Origin of the sequence: Amycolatopsis sp. lyj-109 (genome assembly GCF_046548995.1) — a bacterium.
In the GTDB taxonomy this organism is placed as follows: Bacteria; Actinomycetota; Actinomycetes; order Mycobacteriales; family Pseudonocardiaceae; genus Amycolatopsis.
This window is the reverse complement of sequence record NZ_JAJPWR010000002.1, coordinates 174491-195181: the sequence shown is the minus strand read 5'-3', so window position 1 is coordinate 195181 and position 20691 is coordinate 174491. Positions and strand designations below refer to the sequence as shown.

2 protein-coding genes are annotated in these 20691 nt (G+C 73.9%); both read left to right on the top strand.

Features of this window, described 5'->3' with window-relative positions:
• Positions 1 to 12 precede the first annotated feature (12 nt).
• Positions 13 to 15285, top strand: a complete 15273-nt coding sequence (locus ACLJQF_RS04650) for an SDR family NAD(P)-dependent oxidoreductase (protein ID WP_410606953.1) — start codon at positions 13 to 15, stop codon at positions 15283 to 15285.
• A 10-nt stretch (positions 15286 to 15295) separates the two neighbouring features.
• The gene (locus tag ACLJQF_RS04645; protein WP_410606952.1) at positions 15296 to 20614 is read left to right on the top strand and encodes a beta-ketoacyl synthase N-terminal-like domain-containing protein; all 5319 of its coding nucleotides are present in this window, start codon (positions 15296 to 15298) and stop codon (positions 20612 to 20614) included.
• Positions 20615 to 20691: the final 77 nt, after the last annotated feature.

Sequence of the window (20691 nt, the reverse complement as noted above, 5' to 3'; positions counted from 1 at the left end):
TGGAGGAAGAACATGTCCGCGCCGAACGAGCAGATCGTTGACGCACTGCGCGCCTCGCTGAAGGAGAACGTCCGGCTTCAGCAGGAGAACGCCGCCCTCACCGCGGCCGCCGCGGAGCCCATCGCGATCGTCTCCATGGCCTGCCGCTACGCCGGCGGGATCCGCGGCCCGGAGGACTTCTGGCGGGTGGTGTCGGAAGGCGCCGACGTCTACACGGGCTTCCCCTCCGACCGCGGCTGGGACGTCGAAGGCCTCTACCACCCGGACCCCGACAACCCCGGGACGACGTACGTGCGGGAGGGCGCGTTCCTGCAGGACGCGGCCCAGTTCGACGCCGGGTTCTTCGGCATCTCGCCGCGCGAGGCGCTGGCCATGGACCCCCAGCAGCGGCAGCTCCTGGAAGTGTCCTGGGAGACCCTGGAGCGGGCCGGCATCGACCCGCATTCGGTGCGGGGCAGTGACATCGGCGTCTACGCCGGCGTCGTCCACCAGGACTACGCCCCGGACCTCAGCGGGTTCGAGGGCTTCATGAGCCTGGAGCGCGCCCTGGGCACCGCGGGCGGGGTCGCCTCCGGCCGGGTCGCCTACACGCTCGGGCTCGAAGGCCCCGCCGTCACCGTCGACACGATGTGCTCCTCGTCGCTCGTGGCGATTCACCTTGCCGCACAAGCACTTCGCCGCGGTGAGTGCTCGATGGCCCTGGCCGGCGGCTCGACCGTGATGGCCACGCCGGGCGGGTTCGTCGGCTTCGCGCGGCAGCGGGCGCTGGCCTTCGACGGCCGCTGCAAGTCCTACGCCGCGGCCGCCGATGGTTCCGGTTGGGCCGAAGGCGTCGGCGTGCTGCTGCTGGAGCGCCTTTCGGTGGCGCGCGAACGCGGGCACCAGGTCCTCGCGGTCATCCGCGGCAGCGCGGTCAACCAGGACGGCGCGTCGAACGGCCTGACCGCGCCCAACGGCCCGGCTCAGCAGCGGGTGATCCGCAAGGCACTGGCCAGTGCCGGGCTGTCCCCGTCCGATGTGGACACGGTGGAGGGCCACGGCACCGGCACGGTGCTCGGCGACCCGATCGAGGTGCAGGCGCTGCTGGCCACCTACGGGCAGGGCCGCGACCCGCAGCAGCCGCTGTGGCTGGGCTCGGTCAAGTCCGTCGTCGGGCACACGCAGGCGGCGTCCGGCGTGGCCGGTGTGATCAAGATGGTGCAGTCGCTGCGGCACGGGCAGCTCCCGGCGACCCAGCACGTCGACGCGCCCACGCCCCAGGTGGACTGGTCGGCCGGCTCGATCGAGCTGCTGACCGAGGGCCGGGAGTGGCCGCGCAACGGCCACCCGCGCCGCGGCGCGATCTCCGCCTTCGGCGCCAGCGGCACCAACGCGCACATGATCCTGGAAGAGGCGCCCGAAGAAGAGCCGGCGGCCGCGGAGCCGGCGCCCGCGGGTGTGGTGCCGCTGGTGCTTTCGGCGGCGACCGCCACTTCGCTGGCGGCCCAGGCCGGACGCCTGGCGGAGGTCGGCGACGTCTCCCTGGCGGATGTCGCCGGGACGCTGGTGGCCGGCCGCGCGGTGCTCAGCGAGCGCGCGGTCGTCGTCGCCGGTTCCCGCGAAGAGGCCGTGACCGGGCTGCAGGCGCTGGCCCGTGGCGAGAGCGCGCCCGGCCTGCTCGCCGGCCGCGGCTCGGGTGCGCCGGGCAAGGTCGTCTGGGTCTTCCCCGGCCAGGGGACGCAGTGGGCCGGGATGGGCCGTGAGCTGCTGGACTCCTCGGAGGTGTTCGCGGCGCGGATCGCCGAGTGCGAGACCGCGCTCGGACGGTGGGTCGACTGGTCGCTGACCGACGTGCTGCGCGGTGACGCCGACCTGCTGGACCGGGTCGACGTCGTGCAGCCGGCGAGCTTCGCCGTGATGGTCGGGCTCGCCGCGGTGTGGGCGTCGCTCGGCGTCGAGCCCGAGGCGGTGGTGGGCCACTCGCAGGGTGAGATCGCCGCCGCGTGCGTGTCCGGCGCGTTGTCGCTGGACGACGCCGCGAAGGTGGTGGCCCTGCGCAGCCAAGCCATCGCGGCCTCGCTGGCCGGTCGGGGCGGCATGGCCTCGGTCGCGTTGAGCGAAGAAGACGCGGCCGCGCGGCTGGAGTCGTGGGCGGGTCGCGTGGAGGTCGCGGCCGTCAACGGGCCGACGTCCGTGGTGATCGCCGGCGACGCCGAGGCACTGGACGAGGCCCTCGACGCGCTGGACGACCAGGGCGTCCGGATCCGGCGGGTGGCGGTGGACTACGCGTCCCACACCCGGCACGTCGAAGCCGCCCAGGACGCACTGGCCGAGATGCTCGGCGGGATCCGCGCGCAGGCCCCGGAAATCCCGTTCTACTCGACCGTCACCGGCGGCTGGGTCGAAGACGCCGGTGTGCTCGACGGCGGCTACTGGTACCGCAACCTCCGCCGTCAGGTCCGGTTCGGCCCGGCGGTGGCCGAGCTGATCGAGCAGGGCCACCGGGTGTTCGTCGAGGTCAGCGCGCACCCCGTGCTGGTCCAGCCGATCAACGAGCTCGTCGACGGCACCGAAGCCGTCGTCACGGGAACGCTGCGGCGCGAGGACGGCGGTCTCCGGCGCCTGCTGGCCTCGGCGGCCGAGCTCTTCGTGCGCGGCGTGACCGTGGACTGGACCGGCGTGCTGCCGCCGTCCCGGCGCGTCGAGCTGCCGACGTACGCGTTCGACCACCAGCACTACTGGCTGCAGATGGGCGGGTCGGCGACCGACGCCGGGTCGCTCGGCCTGGCCGGCGCCGACCACCCGCTGCTCGGGGCGGTCGTCCCGCTGCCGCAGTCCGACGGCCTGGTGTTCACCTCGCGGCTGTCGCTGAAGTCGCACCCCTGGCTGGCCGGGCACGCGATCGGCGGGGTCGTGCTGATCCCCGGCACGGTCTACGTCGACCTCGCGCTGCGCGCCGGTGACGAACTCGGTTTCGGTGTCCTGGAAGAACTCGTCATCGAGGCCCCGCTGGTGCTGGGCGAGCGCGGCGGGGTGCGCGTGCAGGTCGCGGTGAGCGGCCCGAACGAAACCGGTTCGCGCGCGGTCGACGTCTTCTCCCTGCGGGAAGACGGTGACGATTGGACGCGGCACGCGACCGGTCTCCTCGGCGCGTCGGCGTCCCGGGAACCGAGCCGTTTCGACTTCGCCGCCTGGCCGCCGGCCGGGGCGCAGCCGATCGACGTCGAGAACTTCTACACCGACCTGATCGAGCGCGGGTACGCCTACAGCGGCGCGTTCCAGGGCATGCGGGCCGTTTGGCGGCGCGGTGACGAGGTCTTCGCCGAGGTCGCGCTCCCCGACGACCACCAGGAGGACGCCGGCAAGTTCGGCCTGCACCCCGCGCTGCTCGACGCGGCCCTGCACACGAACGCCTTCGCCAACCCGGACGACGACCGCAGCGTGCTGCCGTTCGCGTGGAACGGCCTGGTCCTGCACGCCGTCGGTGCGTCGGCGCTGCGGGTGCGGGTCGCGCCAGGCGGCCCGGACGCGCTGACGTTCCAGGCCGCCGACGAGACCGGTGGCCTGGTCGTCACCATGGATTCGCTGGTGTCCCGCGAGGTCTCGGCCGCGCAGCTGGAGACGGCGGCGGGCGAAGAACGCGACTCGCTGTTCCAGGTGGACTGGATCGACCTGCCGGCCACCGAAAGCGTGGCCGCGGACCACGTCGAGGTGCTCGAAGCCTTCGGTGGCGACGCCCGCGGACGGGCACTTTCACGTGAAAGTGCCCTGGAGCTGACCGGCCGGGTGCTGGAAGCCGTGCAGGCGTGGCTCGAAAGCGCGGCCGAGGAAGCCCGGCTGGTCGTGGTGACCCGCGGTGCGGTGCCCGCTGGCGACGGTGTGGTCACCGACCCGGCCGGCGCGGCGGTGTGGGGCCTGGTCCGGGCCGCCCAGGCCGAAAACCCCGGCCGGATCATCCTCGTCGACACCGACGGCGAGGTGCCGCTGGGCGCGGTCATCGCCACCGGCGAGCCGCAGATCGCGGTGCGCGGCACCACCTGCTCCGTCCCCCGCCTCGCCCGGCTCACCTCGCCTGCCGTGAAGGCCACCTTCACGGACTCTAAGTCCCTCAAGGTGGCCTTCACGAACGGGACGGTCCTGCTCACCGGTGGCACCGGCTCTCTGGGTGCGCTCGTGGCCAAGCACCTGGTCGCCCGGCACGGAGTCCGGCGCCTGGTGCTCGCCAGCCGTCGCGGGGTGGCCGCGGAAGACCTCCTCGCGGAGCTGACCGAGCAGGGCGCGGACGTGTCCGTGGTCGCCTGCGACGTCTCCGATCGGGACCAGGTGGCGGCCCTGCTGGCCGAGCACCGCCCGACCGGCATCGTGCACCTGGCGGGTCTGCTCGACGACGGCGTCATCGGCGCCCTGACCCGGGAGCGGCTGGCCGGGGTGTTCGCGCCCAAAGTCGACGCCGTTCAGCACCTCGACGAGCTCACCCGCGACAGCGACCTCGACGCTTTCGTCGTGTTCTCCTCCGCGGCCGCGCTCATGGGCTCGGCCGGGCAGGGCAACTACGCGGCGGCCAACGCCTTCCTCGACGGCCTGATGACCCAGCGTCGCGCGGCGGGCCTGCCGGGTGTGTCCCTGGCGTGGGGTCTGTGGGAGCAGGCCGACGGCCTGACCGCGCACCTGTCCGCCACCGACCAGGCCCGGATGAGCCGCGGCGGCGTGCTGGCCATGACGCCCGCCGAGGCCTTGGACATCTTCGACATCGGCCTGGCCGCCGAGCAGGCCCTGCTGGTGCCGATCAAGCTCGACTTGAAGACCCTGCGCAGCGGTGGGGAGGTCCCGCACCTGCTGCGCGGCCTGGTCCGCGCGAGCCGCCGGGTGGCCCGGACGGCGGCCGCGAGCGGCGGTGGCGGCCTGGTCCACAAGCTGGCCGGGCTGCCCGCCGAGGAGCAGGAAGCCGTCCTGCTGGGCATCGTCCAGGCCGAGGCGGCCGCGGTGCTCGGCTTCAACGCCCCCGAGCTGGCCCAGGGCACCCGCGGGTTCAGCGACCTCGGCTTCGACTCGCTGACCGCCGTCGAACTGCGGAACCGGCTGAGCGCGGCGACCGGCGTGAAGCTGCCCGCCACGCTCGTCTTCGACTACCCGACGCCGGTCGCGCTCGCCCGCCACCTGCGTGAGGAACTGGGCGAGACCGTGGCGGGTGCGCCCGCCGCGCCGGTCACGACCGCCGCGGACGCGGGCGAGCCGATCGCCATCGTCGGCATGGCCTGCCGCCTGCCGGGCGGCGTCATGAGCCCCGACGACCTCTGGCGGATGGTCGCCGAAGGCCGCGACGGCATGTCGGCCTTCCCCGAAGACCGCGGCTGGGACCTGGAGGGCCTGTTCGACTCGGACCCGGAGCGCCCGGGCACGGCGTACATCCGCCAGGGCGGCTTCCTGCACGAAGCCGCGCTGTTCGACCCGGGCTTCTTCGGGATCTCGCCGCGCGAAGCCCTGGCCATGGACCCGCAGCAGCGGCTGCTGCTCGAAGCGTCCTGGGAAGCCCTGGAACGCGCGGGCATCGACCCGACCAAGGCCCGCGGTGACGCCGTCGGCGTCTTCTCCGGCGTCTCCATCCACGACTACCTCGAGTCCCTGAGCAACATGCCCGCGGAACTCGAAGGGTTCGTCACCACGGCGACCGCGGGCAGCGTCGCCTCGGGCCGAGTGTCGTACACCTTCGGGTTCGAGGGCCCCGCGGTCACGGTGGACACGGCGTGCTCGTCGTCGCTGGTGGCGATCCACCTGGCCGCGCAGGCGCTCCGGCAGGGCGAATGCACGATGGCGCTGGCCGGCGGGGTGGCCGTGATGGGCTCGCCGATCGGCGTCATCGGCATGTCGCGGCAGCGCGGCATGGCCGAAGACGGCCGGGTCAAGGCGTTCGCGGACGGCGCCGACGGCACTGTCCTGTCCGAAGGCGTCGGCATCGTCGTCCTCGAACGGCTTTCGGTGGCCCGGGAACGCGGCCACCGGGTGCTCGCCGTGCTCCGCGGCAGCGCGGTCAACCAGGACGGCGCGTCCAACGGCCTGACCGCGCCCAACGGCCCTTCGCAGCAGCGGGTGATCCGCAGCGCGCTGGCCACGGCCGGCCTGCAACCGTCCGAAGTGGACGTCGTCGAGGCGCACGGCACCGGCACCGCGCTCGGCGACCCGATCGAGGCACAGGCGCTGCTGGCCACCTACGGCAAGAACCGCGAGACGCCGTTGTGGCTCGGGTCGCTGAAGTCGAACATCGGCCACACCCAGGCCGCCGCGGGCGTGGCCGCCGTGATCAAGATGGTCCAGGCACTGCGGCACGACGCCCTGCCGCCGACGCTGCACGTGCAGGAACCCACCAAGCAGGTGGACTGGTCCGCGGGCGCGGTCGAGCTGCTGACCGAGGGCCGCGAGTGGGCCCGCAACGGCCATCCGCGCCGCGCCGGTGTCTCGTCGTTCGGCATCAGCGGCACCAACGCCCACCTCATCCTGGAAGAGGCGCCCGCCGACGAGACTTCCGAGGCGGACGTGCCCGACGGCGTGCTGCCCGTGGTGATCTCCGCGCGCAGCGCCGGATCGCTGGCCGGTCAGGCCGGCCGGCTGGCGGCGTTCCTCGGCGAGGACGTCTCGCTGCCCCGCGTGGCGGGAGCCCTGCTGTCGACCCGCGCGACGCTGACCGACCGGGCCGTCGTCGTGGCGGGCTCGGCCGAGGAGGCCCGGGCCGGGCTGACCGCGCTGGCCCGCGGCGAGAGCGCCACCGGTCTGGTGACCGGCACGGCCGGGATACCCGGCAAGACCGTCTGGGTGTTCCCCGGCCAGGGGACGCAGTGGGCCGGCATGGGCCGTGAGCTCCTCGAAGCGTCCCCGGTGTTCGCCGAGCGGATCGCCGAATGCGCGGCCGCGTTGGAGCCGTGGGTCGACTGGTCGCTGCCGGCCGTCCTGCGCGGCGAGGGTGACCTGGACCGGGTCGACGTGCTCCAGCCGGCCAGTTTCGCCGTGATGGTCGGGCTCGCGGCCGTGTGGGCCTCGGTCGGGGTCGTGCCGGACGCGGTCCTGGGCCACTCCCAGGGCGAGATCGCCGCGGCCTGCGTGTCGGGTGCACTGTCCCTTGAGGACGCCGCGAAGGTGGTCGCGCTGCGCAGCCAGGCGATCGCGGCCGAGCTGTCGGGCCGCGGTGGCATGGCTTCGGTCCAGCTGAGCCACGACGAGGTGGCCGCCCGGCTCGCGCCGTGGGAGGGCCGCGTCGAGATCGCCGCGGTCAACGGCCCGGCCTCGGTGGTGATCGCGGGCGACGCCGAAGCGCTCACCGAAGCCGTCGAAGCCCTCGGCGGACGGCGGGTGGCCGTGGACTACGCCTCCCACACCCGGCACGTCGAGGACATCCGCGACATCCTCGCCGAGACCCTGGCCGGGATCACCGCGCAGGCGCCGGCGGTGCCGTTCTACTCGACCGTCACCGGCGAGTGGATCACCGAAGCGGGGGTCGTCGACGGCGGGTACTGGTACCGGAACCTGCGCAACCAGGTCGGCTTCGGCCCGGCCGTCGCCGCGCTGATCGAGCAGGGTCACGGCGTGTTCGTCGAGGTCAGCGCCCACCCGGTGCTGGTACAGCCGATCAGTGAAATCGGCGACGACGCCGTGGTCACCGGCACGCTGCGGCGGCAGGAGGGCGGCCTGCGAAGGCTGCTGACGTCGATGGCCGAACTGTTCGTCCGCGGTGTCCCGGTCGACTGGGCCACCATGGCGCCGCCCGCGCGCGTCGAGTTGCCGACGTACGCCTTCGACCACCAGCACTTCTGGCTCAGCCCGCCCGCCGCGGCCGATGCGCCCGCGCTCGGCCTGGCCGGAGCCGACCACCCGCTGCTGGGGGCGGTTCTCCCGCTGCCGCAGTCCGATGGCCTGGTCTTCACCTCGCGGCTGTCGGTGCGGTCGCACCCGTGGCTGGCCGACGGCGTTCCGAGTACTGCTTTGGTCGAGCTGGCCGTGCGGGCCGGTGACGAAGCCGGGTGCCCGGTCCTCGACGACCTGACCGTCGAAGCTCCGCTGGTCCTGCCCGAAAGCGGTGGCTTGCGGGTGCAGGTCGTGGTGAGCGGCGAGCGCACGGTCGAGGTGTATTCGCAGCGCGAAGGCGACGAAGACTGGACCCGGAACGCCACCGGGCACCTGTCCGCGACGGCTCCGGCCCACGAGCCGTTCGACTTCACCGTGTGGCCGCCCGCCGGTGCGCAGGAGGCCGATGGTTTTTGGCGGCGTGGCGAGGAAATTTTCGCCGAGGTCGCGCTGCCGGAGGAGCTGGACGCCGGCGCGTTCGGCATCCACCCCACGCTGCTGGACGCGGCCTTGCAGCCGGTCCTCGCGGACGACGAGCAGCCGGCGGAGTGGCACAGCCTGGTCCTGCACGCCGCGGGTGCCTCGGCCCTGCGGGTGCGGCTGGTGCCCGGCGTGTCCCTCGAAGCGGCCGACGAAACGGGTGGGCTGGTCGTCACGGCCGGTCCGGTGGTGGGCCGGGAACTCTCGGCCGGGAAGACCCGTGCCGGATCGCTCTACCGCGTCGACTGGACCGAAGTGTCCATTGCGGACAGTGTGGTGCCGTCGGATCGGGTCGAGGTGCTCGAAGCCTTCGGTGAGGAGCCTCTCGAACTGACCGGCCGCGTGCTGGAAGCCGTGCAGAGGTTCCTTGCCGACGCGGCCGACGACGCCCGCCTGGTCGTGGTGACCCGCGGTGCGGTGCCCGCCGGCGATGGCGCGGTCACCGACCCCGCCGGGGCGGCCGTGTGGGGCCTGGTCCGGGCCGCGCAGGCGGAAAACCCGGACCGCATCTTCCTGATCGACACCGACAGCCAGATCCCGGCCCTGGCGAGTGACGAGCCGCAGATCGCGGTGCGCGGCGGGAAGTTCTTCGTGCCCCGCATCGCCCGCGCGGAGCAGCGCGGGGAGCCCGTGTTCCGCCCGGACGGGACGGTCCTGATCTCCGGCGCCGGTACGCTCGGCGGCCTGGTGGCCCGGCGTCTCGTCGAACGCCACGGCGTGCGGAAGCTGGTGCTGGCTTCGCGGCGCGGCCGGGATGCCGAGGGCGTGGCCGACCTGGTCGCCGAGCTGGCCGCGGACGTGTCCGTGGTGGCGTGTGACGTCTCCGACCGCGCTCAGGTGGCGGCCCTGCTCGACGAGCACCGGCCCACCGCCGTCGTGCACACCGCCGGTGTCCTCGACGCGGGCGTCATCGGGACGCTCGACCGCGAGCGGCTGGCCAGGGTGTTCGCGCCGAAAGCCACGGCCGTGAAACACCTGGACGAACTGACCCGGGACCGGGACCTGGACGCCTTCGTCGTCTACTCCTCGGTCTCGGCCGTGTTCATGGGCGCGGGCAGCGGCAGCTACGCCGCGGCGAACGCCTTCCTGGACGGCCTGATGGCGAACCGCCGGGCCGCCGGACTGCCGGGCCTGTCGCTGGCGTGGGGTCTGTGGGACCAGAGCACCGGCATGGCCGCCAACACCGACGAGGCCACCCGGGCCCGGATGAGCCGCCGCGGCGGCCTGCAGATCATGACGCAGGCCGAAGGCATGGACCTGTTCGACGCCGCTCTCGGCTCGAGCGAGTCGCTGCTGGTGCCCGCCAAGCTGGACCTGCGCGGGGTGCGCGCCGACGCCGCCGCGGGCGGGGCCGTGCCGCACCTGCTGCGCGGCCTGGTCCGGGCGGGCCGTCAGCAGGCCCGCTCGGCGTCCACTGTGGACAACGGGCTCGCCGGCCGGCTGGCCGGGCGCACCCCCGCCGACCAGCTCACCCTGCTCCTGGACGTGGTCCGGGCGCAGGTGGCGGCCGTGCTCGGGCACGCCGACGCGAGCGCCGTCCGCGTGGACACCGCGTTCAAGGACGCCGGCTTCGACTCGCTGACCGCGGTCGAGCTGCGCAACCGGATGCGGGCCGCCACCGGGCTGAAGCTGCCCGCGACGCTCGTCTTCGACTACCCGAACCCCCAGGCCTTGGCCCGGCACCTGCGCGAAGAACTCGGTGGCGCGGCGGAGACGCCGGTGGCCACGACGGTCGCGAAGGCCGACCTCGACGAGCCGATCGCCATCGTCGGGATGGCCTGTCGGCTGCCGGGCGGGGTCGCCGGGCCCGAGGACCTCTGGCAGCTGGTGGCCGAGGGCCGGGACGCGGTGTCGGGCTTCCCGACCGACCGCGGCTGGGACATGGACAGCCTGTACGACCCGGACCCGGCCACCCCGGGCAAGACGTACACGCGCAGCGGCGGGTTCCTGCACGAAGCAGGCCTGTTCGACGCGGGGTTCTTCGGGATCTCGCCGCGTGAAGCCGTCGCGATGGACCCGCAGCAGCGGCTGCTGCTGGAGGCCTCCTGGGAAGCGATGGAAGACGCCGGGGTCGACCCGCTTTCGCTGAAGGGCAATGACGTCGGCGTGTTCACCGGCATGTTCGGCCAGGGCTACGTCGCCCCCGGGGACAGCGTCGTCACCCCGGAGCTGGAGGGCTTCGCGGGCACCGGCGGGTCGTCGAGCGTGGCGTCCGGCCGCGTGTCGTACGTCTTCGGCTTCGAAGGCCCGGCGGTGACGATCGACTCGGCGTGCTCGTCTTCGCTGGTCGCGATGCATCTCGCCGCGCAGTCGCTGCGGCAGGGCGAGTGCTCGATGGCGCTGGCCGGCGGCGCGACCGTGATGGCGAACCCCGGCGCGTTCGTGGAGTTCTCCCGGCAGCGCGGCCTCGCCGTCGACGGGCGCTGCAAGGCGTTCGCCGCCGCGGCCGACGGCACCGGCTGGGCCGAGGGCGTCGGCGTGGTCATCCTCGAACGGCTGTCGGTGGCGCGCGAACGTGGCCACCGGGTCCTGGCGGTGCTGCGCGGCAGCGCGGTCAACCAGGACGGCGCGTCCAACGGCCTGACCGCCCCGAACGGGCCGTCGCAGCAGCGGGTGATCCGCCGGGCGCTGGCCGCGGCCGGGTTGAAACCGTCCGATGTGGACGTCGTCGAGGCGCACGGGACCGGGACGACCCTGGGGGACCCGATCGAGGCGCAGGCGCTGCTGGCGACCTATGGCAAGGACCGCGATCCGGAGCAGCCGCTGTGGCTGGGTTCGCTGAAGTCGAACATCGGCCACGCTCAGGCCGCGGCGGGTGTCGCGGGCGTGATCAAGATGGTCCAGGCGCTGCGGCACGAGGTGCTGCCGCCGACGCTGCACGTCGACAAGCCGACTCCCGAGGTCGACTGGTCCGCTGGTGCGGTCTCGTTGTTGACCGAGGCCCGTGCGTGGCCGCGCAACGGGCGGCCGCGTCGGGCCGGGGTGTCCGCGTTCGGCGTCAGCGGGACCAATGCGCACCTGATCATCGAGGAAGCTCCGGATGCTGGTCTGCCGCGGCTTGTCGTGAGTGGTAATTCGGGTTCTAACCCGAATTACCACTCACGACCGGGCGTGGTGCCGCTGGTGGTGTCGGCGCGGAGTGCGGCGGCGCTGGCCGGGCAGGCCGGGCGGCTCGCCGGGGTCGTGGCGGGTGACACGCCGCTGGCGGGGGTGGCGCGGGCGCTGGTGACGGAGCGGGCCGCGCTGACCGAACGCGCGGTCGTCGTCGCGGGCTCCCGCGAAGAAGCCGTGACGGGCCTGGAAGCGCTGGCCCGCGGAGAAGACACGGCCGCGGTGGTCACCGGCCGGGCCGGGGCGCCGGGCAAGGTCGTGTGGGTGTTCCCCGGCCAGGGCTCGCAGTGGGCGGGCATGGGCCGGGAGCTCCTGGAAGCCTCGCCGGTGTTCGCTGAGCGAGTCGCCGAATGCGCGGCCGCCCTGGCACCGTGGGTCGATTGGTCGCTGCTCGACGTGCTGCGCGGGGAGTCCGACCTGCTGGATCGCGTCGACGTCGTGCAGCCCGCGAGCTTCGCGGTGATGGTCGGCCTGGCCGCGGTATGGCAGTCAGTGGGGGTGCGGCCGGATGCGGTGGCCGGGCACTCGCAGGGCGAGATCGCGGCGGCGTGCGTGTCGGGTGCGTTGTCGCTGCCGGACGCGGCGAAGGTGGTCGCGTTGCGCAGCCAGGCGATCGCCACCCGGCTGGCCGGCCGCGGTGGCATGGCCTCGGTGGCGTTGAGCGAAGAAGACGCGACCGCGTGGCTGGCGCCGTGGGCCGACCGGGTCCAGGTGGCCGCGGTCAACAGCCCCACCTCCGTGGTGATCGCCGGGGAAGCCCAGGCTCTCGACGAGGTCGTCGAGACGTTGTCCGGTCAGGGAGTCCGCGTCCGGCGGGTGGCCGTGGACTACGGGTCCCACACCAACCAGGTCGAAGCCATCCAGGACCTGCTGGCCGAAACCTTGACCGGGATCGAGGCGCAGGCGCCGGCGGTGCCGTTCTTCTCCACGCTCACCGGCGACTGGATCACCGACGCCGGGGTCGTCGACGGCGGCTACTGGTACCGGAACCTGCGCAACCAGGTCGGGTTCGGGCCGGCCGTGGCGGAGCTCGTTCGCCAGGGCCACGGCGTGTTCGTCGAGGTCAGCGCGCACCCGGTGCTGGTCCAGCCGCTCAGTGAAATCTGCGACGACGCGGTGGTGACCGGGTCGCTGCGGCGCGACGACGGTGGCCTCCGCCGCCTGCTCACGTCGATGGCCGAGCTGTTCGTGCAGGGTGTCCCGCTCGACTGGACCGCGGTCCTGCCGCGGACGGGCCGGGTCGACCTGCCCAAGTACGCCTTCGACCACCGGCACTACTGGCTCCGGCCCGCCGAGGCCGCGACCGACGCGGCTTCGCTGGGCCAGGTGGCTGCCGACCACCCGCTGCTGGGCGCGGTCGTCGAGCTGCCGCAGTCCGACGGCCTGGTCTTCACTTCACGGCTGTCGGTGCGGACGCACCCGTGGCTCGCCGACCACGCGGTCGGCGGGGTCGTGCTCCTCCCCGGCTCCGGGCTGGCCGAACTGGCCGTGCGGGCCGGTGACGAAGCCGGCTGCACCGCCCTCGACGAGCTGATCATCGAGGCCCCGCTGGTCGTGCCCGCCCAGGGCGGCGTCCGGGTCCAGGTCGCGCTGAGCGGCCCGGACGAGACCGGCGCACGCACGGTGGACGTCTACTCCCAGCGCGACGGCGGCACCGGAACCTGGACGCGGCACGCCACCGGCGTCCTGTCTTCGGCGCCCGCCGAAGACCCCGGTTCCGACTTCCACGCCTGGCCGCCGGCGGACGCCGAGCGCATCGACGTCGAGACCTTCTATACCGACCTCGCCGAGCGTGGATACGGGTATGGCCCCGCGTTCCAGGGGCTGCGGTCGGCATGGCGCCGCGGCGACGACGTCTTCGCCGAGGTCGCCCTGCCCGAGGAGCTGCGCAAGGACGCGGGCCGGTTCGGCGTCCACCCGGCGCTGCTCGACGCGGCCCTGCAGGCCGCCACGGTCGGCGGCGAGCCCGGCGAGCCGGTGCTCGCGTTCGCCTGGAACGGCCTGGTCCTGCACGCCGCGGGCGCGTCCGCCCTGCGGGTCCGGCTTTCGCCGAGCGGCCCGGACGCGCTGTCGGTCGAAGCCGCCGACGAAACCGGCGGCCTGGTCCTGACGATGGAGTCGCTGGTGTCCCGCCCGGTTTCGGCCGAGCAGCTGGGCGCCGCGGCCGACGCGGGCCACGACGCGATGTTCCGCGTCGACTGGACCGAACTGCCCGCTGTGCCCCACGCCGAACTGCCGCCGTGGGTACCGGTCGACACCGCCGACGACGTGGCGGCCCTGGCGGAGAAGGCGGACGCACCACCGGTGGTGGTCTGGGAAGCCGCCGGGGGAGACACGGCGCTGGCCGTCAGCTCCCGGGCCCTGGAGGTCGTGCAGGCGTGGCTGGCCGCCTCCGCGTTCGAGGAATCCCGGCTGGTCGTGACGACCCGCGGGGCGGTCCCTGCCGGAGGCGATCACACGCTGACCGACCCGGCCGCGGCCGCGGTGTGGGGCCTGGTCCGGTCCGCGCAGGCCGAGCACCCGGACCGGATCGTCCTGCTGGACACCGACGGCGACGTTCCGCTGGGCGCGGTGCTGGCCTCCGGTGAGCCACAGCTCGCGGTGCGCGGGACGACGTACCTCGTGCCCCGGCTGGCCCGCGCCACCCGGATCGCGGACGCGCCCGCCGCGTTCGACCCGGACGGCACCGTGCTGGTTTCGGGCGCCGGCTCGCTGGGCGCATTGGTGGCCCGGCACCTGGTCACCCGGCACGGCGTGCGGAAGCTGGTGCTCGCGAGCCGGCAGGGAGCGGCCGCCGAGGGCGCCCAGGAGCTGATCGGCGAACTGACCGGCGCGGAAGTGTCCTTCGCGGCGTGTGACGTCTCCGATCGCGGCCAGGTGGCCGCCCTGCTCGCGGACCTCCCGGACCTGACCGGAGTGGTGCACACCGCCGGCGTCTTCGAGGACGGCGTCATCGAGGCACTGACGCCCGAGCAGCTCGCGAACGTGTACGCGGCGAAGGTCGATGCGGTCCGCCATCTCGACGAGCTCACCCGCGACCGGGACCTCGGCGCGTTCGTGGTCTTCTCGTCCGTCGCGGGTGTGATGGGCGGCGGTGGCCAGGGCCCGTACGCGGCGGCCAACGCCTTCCTGGACGCGGCGATGGCCCACCGCCGGGTCGCGGGCCTGCCGGGCTTGTCCCTGGCCTGGGGCCTCTGGGAACGCAGCGGCGGCATGGCCGCCCACCTCAGCGACGTCGACCACGCGCGGGCCGGCCGCAACGGCGTCCTGGAACTGACCCGGGCCGAGGGCCTGGAGCTGTTCGACCTCGCGCTGCGGACGAGCGAGTCGCTGCTCGTGCCGATCAAGCTCGACCTCGCCGCGATGCGGGCGAGTACGGTGCCGGTCCTGTTCCGCGGTCTGGTCCGGCCGAGCCGGACGCAGGCGCGGTCGGTGTCCACTGTGGACCGTGGGCTGGCCGGGCTGCCCGCGGCCGAGCGGGAAACGGTGCTCGTCGACCTGGTGCGCGGGCAGGTCGCGGTCGTCCTCGGCTACGACGGGCCGGACGCGGTGCGCGCGGACACGGCGTTCAAGGACACCGGGTTCGACTCGCTGACGTCGGTGGAACTGCGGAACCGGCTGCGTGCGGCGACCGGGTTGAAACTGCCCGCCACGCTGGTCTTCGACTACCCGAACCCGGCGGCCGTGGCCCGTTATCTCAGCGCACGGCTGGTGCCGGAAAGCAACGGCAACGGGCACAGCGCCAACGGGAACAGCGCCAACGGGAACAGCGGCGACAGCGACCGGCTGCGGCACGCGCTCGCGTCCGTCGCGACCGAGGAGCCGTCGATCGCCGACCTCGGCGTCGACGACCTCGTGCAACTGGCTTTCGGCGACGAGTGATGGGGAGCAAGTGGTGAGTGCGTCGTATGAAAAGGTCGTCGAGGCGCTGCGGAAGTCCCTCGAAGAGGTCGGCACGCTGAAGAAGCGGGTCGACGCCACCCGCGAGCCGATCGCCATCGTCGGCATGGCGTGCCGGCTGCCCGGCGGTGTCACCGGGCCGGACGACCTGTGGCGGCTGGTGGCCGAAGGCGGCGACGCCGTGTCCGGGTTCCCGGCCGACCGCGGCTGGGACCTCGAGAACCTGTTCGACCCGGACCCGGACCACGGGGGGACGTCGTACACCGACCGGGGCGGCTTCCTGCACGACGCGGCCCTGTTCGACCCGGGCTTCTTCGGGATCTCGCCGCGTGAGGCCCTCGCCATGGACCCGCAGCAGCGGCTGCTCCTGGAAGCGTCCTGGGAAGCCCTCGAAGGTGTCGGTCTCGACCCGACGTCGTTGCAGGGCACCGACGTCGGCGTGTTCACCGGCGCCGGCGGCTCGGGCTACGGCGGTGGCCTGTCCGGCCCGGAGATGCAGAGCTTCGCGGGCACCGGGCTGGCGTCGAGCGTGGCCTCGGGCCGGGTGTCCTACGTCTTCGGGTTCGAAGGACCGGCGGTCACGATCGACACGGCGTGTTCGTCGTCGCTGGTCGCGATGCACCTCGCCGCGCAGGCCCTGCGGCAGGGCGACTGCTCGATGGCGCTGGCCGGCGGCGCGATGGTGATGTCGGGCCCCGACTCCTTCGTCGTCTTCTCCCGGCAGCGCGGGCTGGCCACGGACGGCCGGTGCAAGGCCTTCGCCTCGGGCGCCGACGGCATGGTGCTCGCCGAAGGCATCAGCGTCGTCGTGCTGGAGCGGCTGTCGGTCGCCCGTCAACGCGGGCACCAGGTGCTGGCCGTGCTGCGGGGCAGCGCGGTGAACCAGGACGGCGCGTCCAACGGCCTCACCGCCCCGAACGGCCCTTCGCAGCAGCGGGTCATCCGGGCCGCGCTGGCCAACGCCGGGCTTCGACCGTCCGATGTGGACCTCGTCGAAGCGCATGGGACCGGCACGAGCCTGGGCGATCCCATCGAGGCGCAGGCCCTGCTGGCCACCTACGGGCAGGAGCGGGAGACGCCGTTGTGGCTCGGCTCGCTCAAGTCGAACATCGGGCACACGCAGGCGGCCGCGGGCGTGGCCAGCGTGATCAAGGTCGTGCAGGCGCTGCGGCACGGCGTCATGCCGCCGACCCTGCACGTCGACGAGCCCGCCGCGCAGGTGGACTGGTCCGAAGGCGCGGTGGAACTGCTGACCGAGGGCCGGGACTGGCCACGCGGCGACCGGCCGCGCCGGGCCGGGGTGTCCTCCTTCGGGGTCAGCGGCACGAACGTGCACCTGATCATCGAGGAAGCCCCGGCGGAACCCGCGACCCCGGCGCCGGCGTCCGCGGACGTCGTCCCGCTGGTGATCTCGGCGCGCAGCACCGGTTCCCTGGCCGGTCAGGCCGAGCGGCTGTCCGGGCTGAATGTGCCGACGGCGCACCTCGCCGGTGCGCTGGTGTCCGGGCGCGCGCTGCTCGGGGAACGCGCCGTCGTCGTGGCCGGTTCGGCCGGGGAAGCCGAGACGGGACTGAAGGCGCTGGCTCGCGGCGAGGCCGCGCCCGGCGTCGTGACCGGGACCGCGGGCAAGCCGGGCAAGCTCGTCTGGGTGTTCCCGGGGCAGGGCACGCAGTGGCTCGGCATGGGGCGCGAGCTGCTGGACGCGTCCCCGGTGTTCGCCGAGCGGATCAAGGAGTGCGCGGCCGCGCTGGACCAGTGGACCGACTGGTCCCTGTTCGACGTCCTGCGCGGCGACGGCGACCTGGACCGCGTCGACGTGCTGCAGCCCGCGTGCTTCGCGGTGATGGTGGGGCTGGCCGCGGTGTGGGAGTCCGTGGGCGTCCGGCCGGACGCCGTCCTCGGCCACTCGCAGGGCGAGATCGCCGCGGCCTGCGTGTCCGGGGCACTGACCCTCGACGACGCCGCGAAGGTGGTGGCCCTGCGCAGCCAGGCGATCGCGGCGCGGCTGTCCGGCCGTGGCGGGATGGCTTCGGTCGCGCTGAGCGAGGACGAGGCGAACGCCCGGCTGGCGCTGTGGGACGACCGGATCGAGGTGGCCGCGGTCAACGGCCCCGCCTCGGTGGTGATCGCCGGCGACGCCCAGGCGCTGAACGAGGCCCTGGAGGTGCTGGCCGGGGACGGCGTCCGCGTCCGGCAGGTCGCCGTGGACTACGCCTCGCACACCCGGCATGTGGAAGACATCCGCGACACCCTGGCCGAGACCCTGGCCGGGATCGGCGCGCAGGCGCCGGTGGTGCCGTTCTATTCGACCGTCACCGGTGCGTGGATCACCGAAGCCGGTGTCCTGGACAGCGGGTACTGGTACCGGAACCTGCGCAACCAGGTCGGCTTCGGCCCGGCGGTGGCGGCCCTGATCGAGCAGGGCCACGGCGTGTTCGTCGAGGTCAGCGCCCACCCGGTGCTCGTGCAGCCGATCAGCGAGCTCACCGACGAGACCGACACTGTCGTCACCGGGACCCTGCGGCGGGACGACGGCGGCCTCCGGCGGCTCCTGACGTCGATGGCCGAGCTGTTCGTCCGCGGCGTCCGGGTCGACTGGGCCACCTTGGCGCCGCCCGCTCGCGTGGACCTGCCGACGTACGCCTTCGACCACCAGCACTTCTGGCTCCAGCCGGCCGAGCAGGCGGACGCCGTCTCGCTCGGTCAGGCCGCGGCCGGGCACCCGCTGCTCGGCGCGGTCGTGCCGCTGCCGCAGTCGGACGGGCTGGTGTTCACCTCGCGGCTGTCGCTGCGGACGCACCCGTGGCTCGCCGACCACACCATCGGCGGCGTGGTGCTCTTCCCCGGCACCGGGCTGGTCGAGCTGGCCGTGCGGGCCGGCGACGAGGCCGGCTGCCCGGTCCTCGACGAACTCGTCACGGAAGCGCCGCTCGTCGTGCCAGGACAGGGCGGCGTGAGCGTCCAGGTCACGGTGAGCGGCCCGGACCGGAACGGCTCGCGCACCGTGGACGTCCACTCCCGGCGCGACGACGTGTGGACGCGCCACGCGACCGGCACGGTCTCGGCGACGCCGGGCAGTGGCCCGGGCTTCGACTTCACCGCGTGGCCGCCGCCGGGTGCGCAGCGCGTCGAGATCGGCGGCTTCTACGCCGACCTCGCCGAGCGCGGGTACGCGTACGGGCCGTTGTTCCAGGGCGTGCGGGCCGTGTGGCAGCGCGGCAGTGACGACAACGCCGAGGTGTTCGCCGAGGTCGCCCTGCCCGGCGACCGGCGGGAGGACGCCGCCCGGTTCGGCCTGCACCCGGCGTTGCTCGACGCGGCCCTGCAGACCGGGACGATCGCCGCCGCCGCGTCCGGGCAGCCCGGGAAGTCCGTGATGCCGTTCTCGTGGAACCGGCTGGCACTGCACGCCGCGGGCGCCGCGGGGCTTCGCGTCCGGGTCGCGCCCGGCGGGCCGGACGCGCTGACCGTCGAGGCCGCCGACGAGACCGGCGCCTCGGTCCTGACCATGGACTCGCTGATCCTGCGCGAGGTCGCCCTCGACCAGCTCGACACCGCGCGCACCAGCTCGCTGTACCGGGTGGACTGGACCGAACTGGCCACTGTGGACAGTGCGGCGCCGTCCGGTCCGGTCGAGGTGCTCGACGCCTTCGGTGGCGACGCCCGCGGACGGGCACTTTCACGTGAAAGTGCCCTGGACCTGACCAGCCGGGTGCTGGAAGCCGTGCAGAACTTCCTCGCCGACGCGGCGGAAGACGCCCGGCTCGTCGTGGTGACCCGGGGCGCCGTCCGCGAGGTGACCGACCCGGCCGGGGCCGCGGTGTGGGGCCTGGTCCGGGCCGCCCAGTCGGAGAACCCCGACCGGATCGTGCTGCTCGACACCGACGGCGACGTGCCACTGGAGGCCCTGCTGGCGACCGGCGAACCGCAGCTCGCACTGCGCGGCACGACGTTCTCGGTGCCCCGGCTCGCCCGCGTCACCGAACCGGCGGAGACGCCGCTGACCTTCCGGCCGGACGGGACGGTCCTCGTCTCCGGCGCCGGGACGCTGGGTGCACTGGCCGCCCGCGACCTGGTCACCCGGCACGGCGTGCGGCGGCTCGTGCTGGCCAGCCGGCGCGGCCGGGCCGCCGAGGGCATCGATGACCTCGTCACCGAGCTGACCGGACACGGCGCCGAAGTGGCCGTCGTGGCCTGCGACGTCTCCGACCGCGACCAGGTGGCCGCCTTGTTCAAGGAGCACCCGCTGACCGCGGTGGTGCACACCGCGGGCGTGTTCGACGCCGGCGTCACCGGGGCGCTGACCCGGGACCGCCTGGCCAAGGTGTTCGCACCCAAAGTCACCGCGGCCCATCATCTCGACGAGCTGACCCGTGACCTGGACCTCGACGCGTTTATCGTCTACTCGTCCGCCTCCTCGATCTTCATGGGTGCGGGCAGCGGCGGGTACGCGGCGGCGAACGCTTTCCTCGACGGCCTGATGGCCGCCCGCCGCGCGGCGGGCCTGCCCGGGCTGTCGCTGGCCTGGGGCCCGTGGGAACAGCTCACCGGCATGGCGGACACCATCGACGACCTCACCCTGGCCCGGATGAGCCGTCGCGAAGGCCGCGGTGGCGTCCGCGCGCTCGGGTCCGCCGAGGGCATGGAACTGTTCGACGCCGCCCTGTCGGCCGGGCAGGCGCTGCTGGTGCCGATCGAGCTCGACCTGCGCGAAGTGCGGGCCGACGCGGCCGCCGGCGGCACCGTGCCGCACCTGCTGCGCGGCCTGGTCCGCGCGGGCCGGCAGGCGGCGCGCACGGCGTCCGGCGAGGACGGCGGCCTGGTCCGCAAGCTGGCCGGGCTCACCGTGGCCGAGCAGGAAACGCTGCTGCTCGACCTCGTCCGCGGCCAGGTCGCCGTGGTGCTCGGGCACGCCGACAGTTCCGGCGTCCGCGCGGACGCGGCGTTCAAGGACGCCGGGTTCGACTCGCTGACGTCGGTGGAGCTGCGCAACCGGCTGCGCGAGGCGACCGGCCTGAAACTGCCCGCGACGCTGGTCTTCGACCACCCGAACCCCCTGGTCCTGGCCCGGCACCTGCGGACCGAACTCGCCGTCGAGGAGGCGTCCCCGGCCGACGCGGTGCTGGCCGGGCTCGCCGGGCTGGAGGCGGCCATCGCGGCCGCCGACGGGCCGGACGGCGACCGCATCACCGCGCGGCTGCGGGAACTGCTCAAGGCGGCCGAGGCGGCCGAAGCCCGGCCTGCCGCGTCCGACGATCTCGACACGGCCAGCGACGAGGAGCTGTTCGCCCTCGTCGACGGGCTCGACTGAATCCGCTGTGACATCCGGGCCTTCGACCCGGGCCGGGGGCTTCGCCACCCGGACCCCTGAAAAGCGAGCACACGTGA

Coding starts and splice junctions, on each gene's coding strand:
- ACLJQF_RS04650 (WP_410606953.1), top strand. CDS start 13: ATGTCCGCGCCGAACGAGCAGATCGTTGACGCACTGCGCGCCTCGCTG.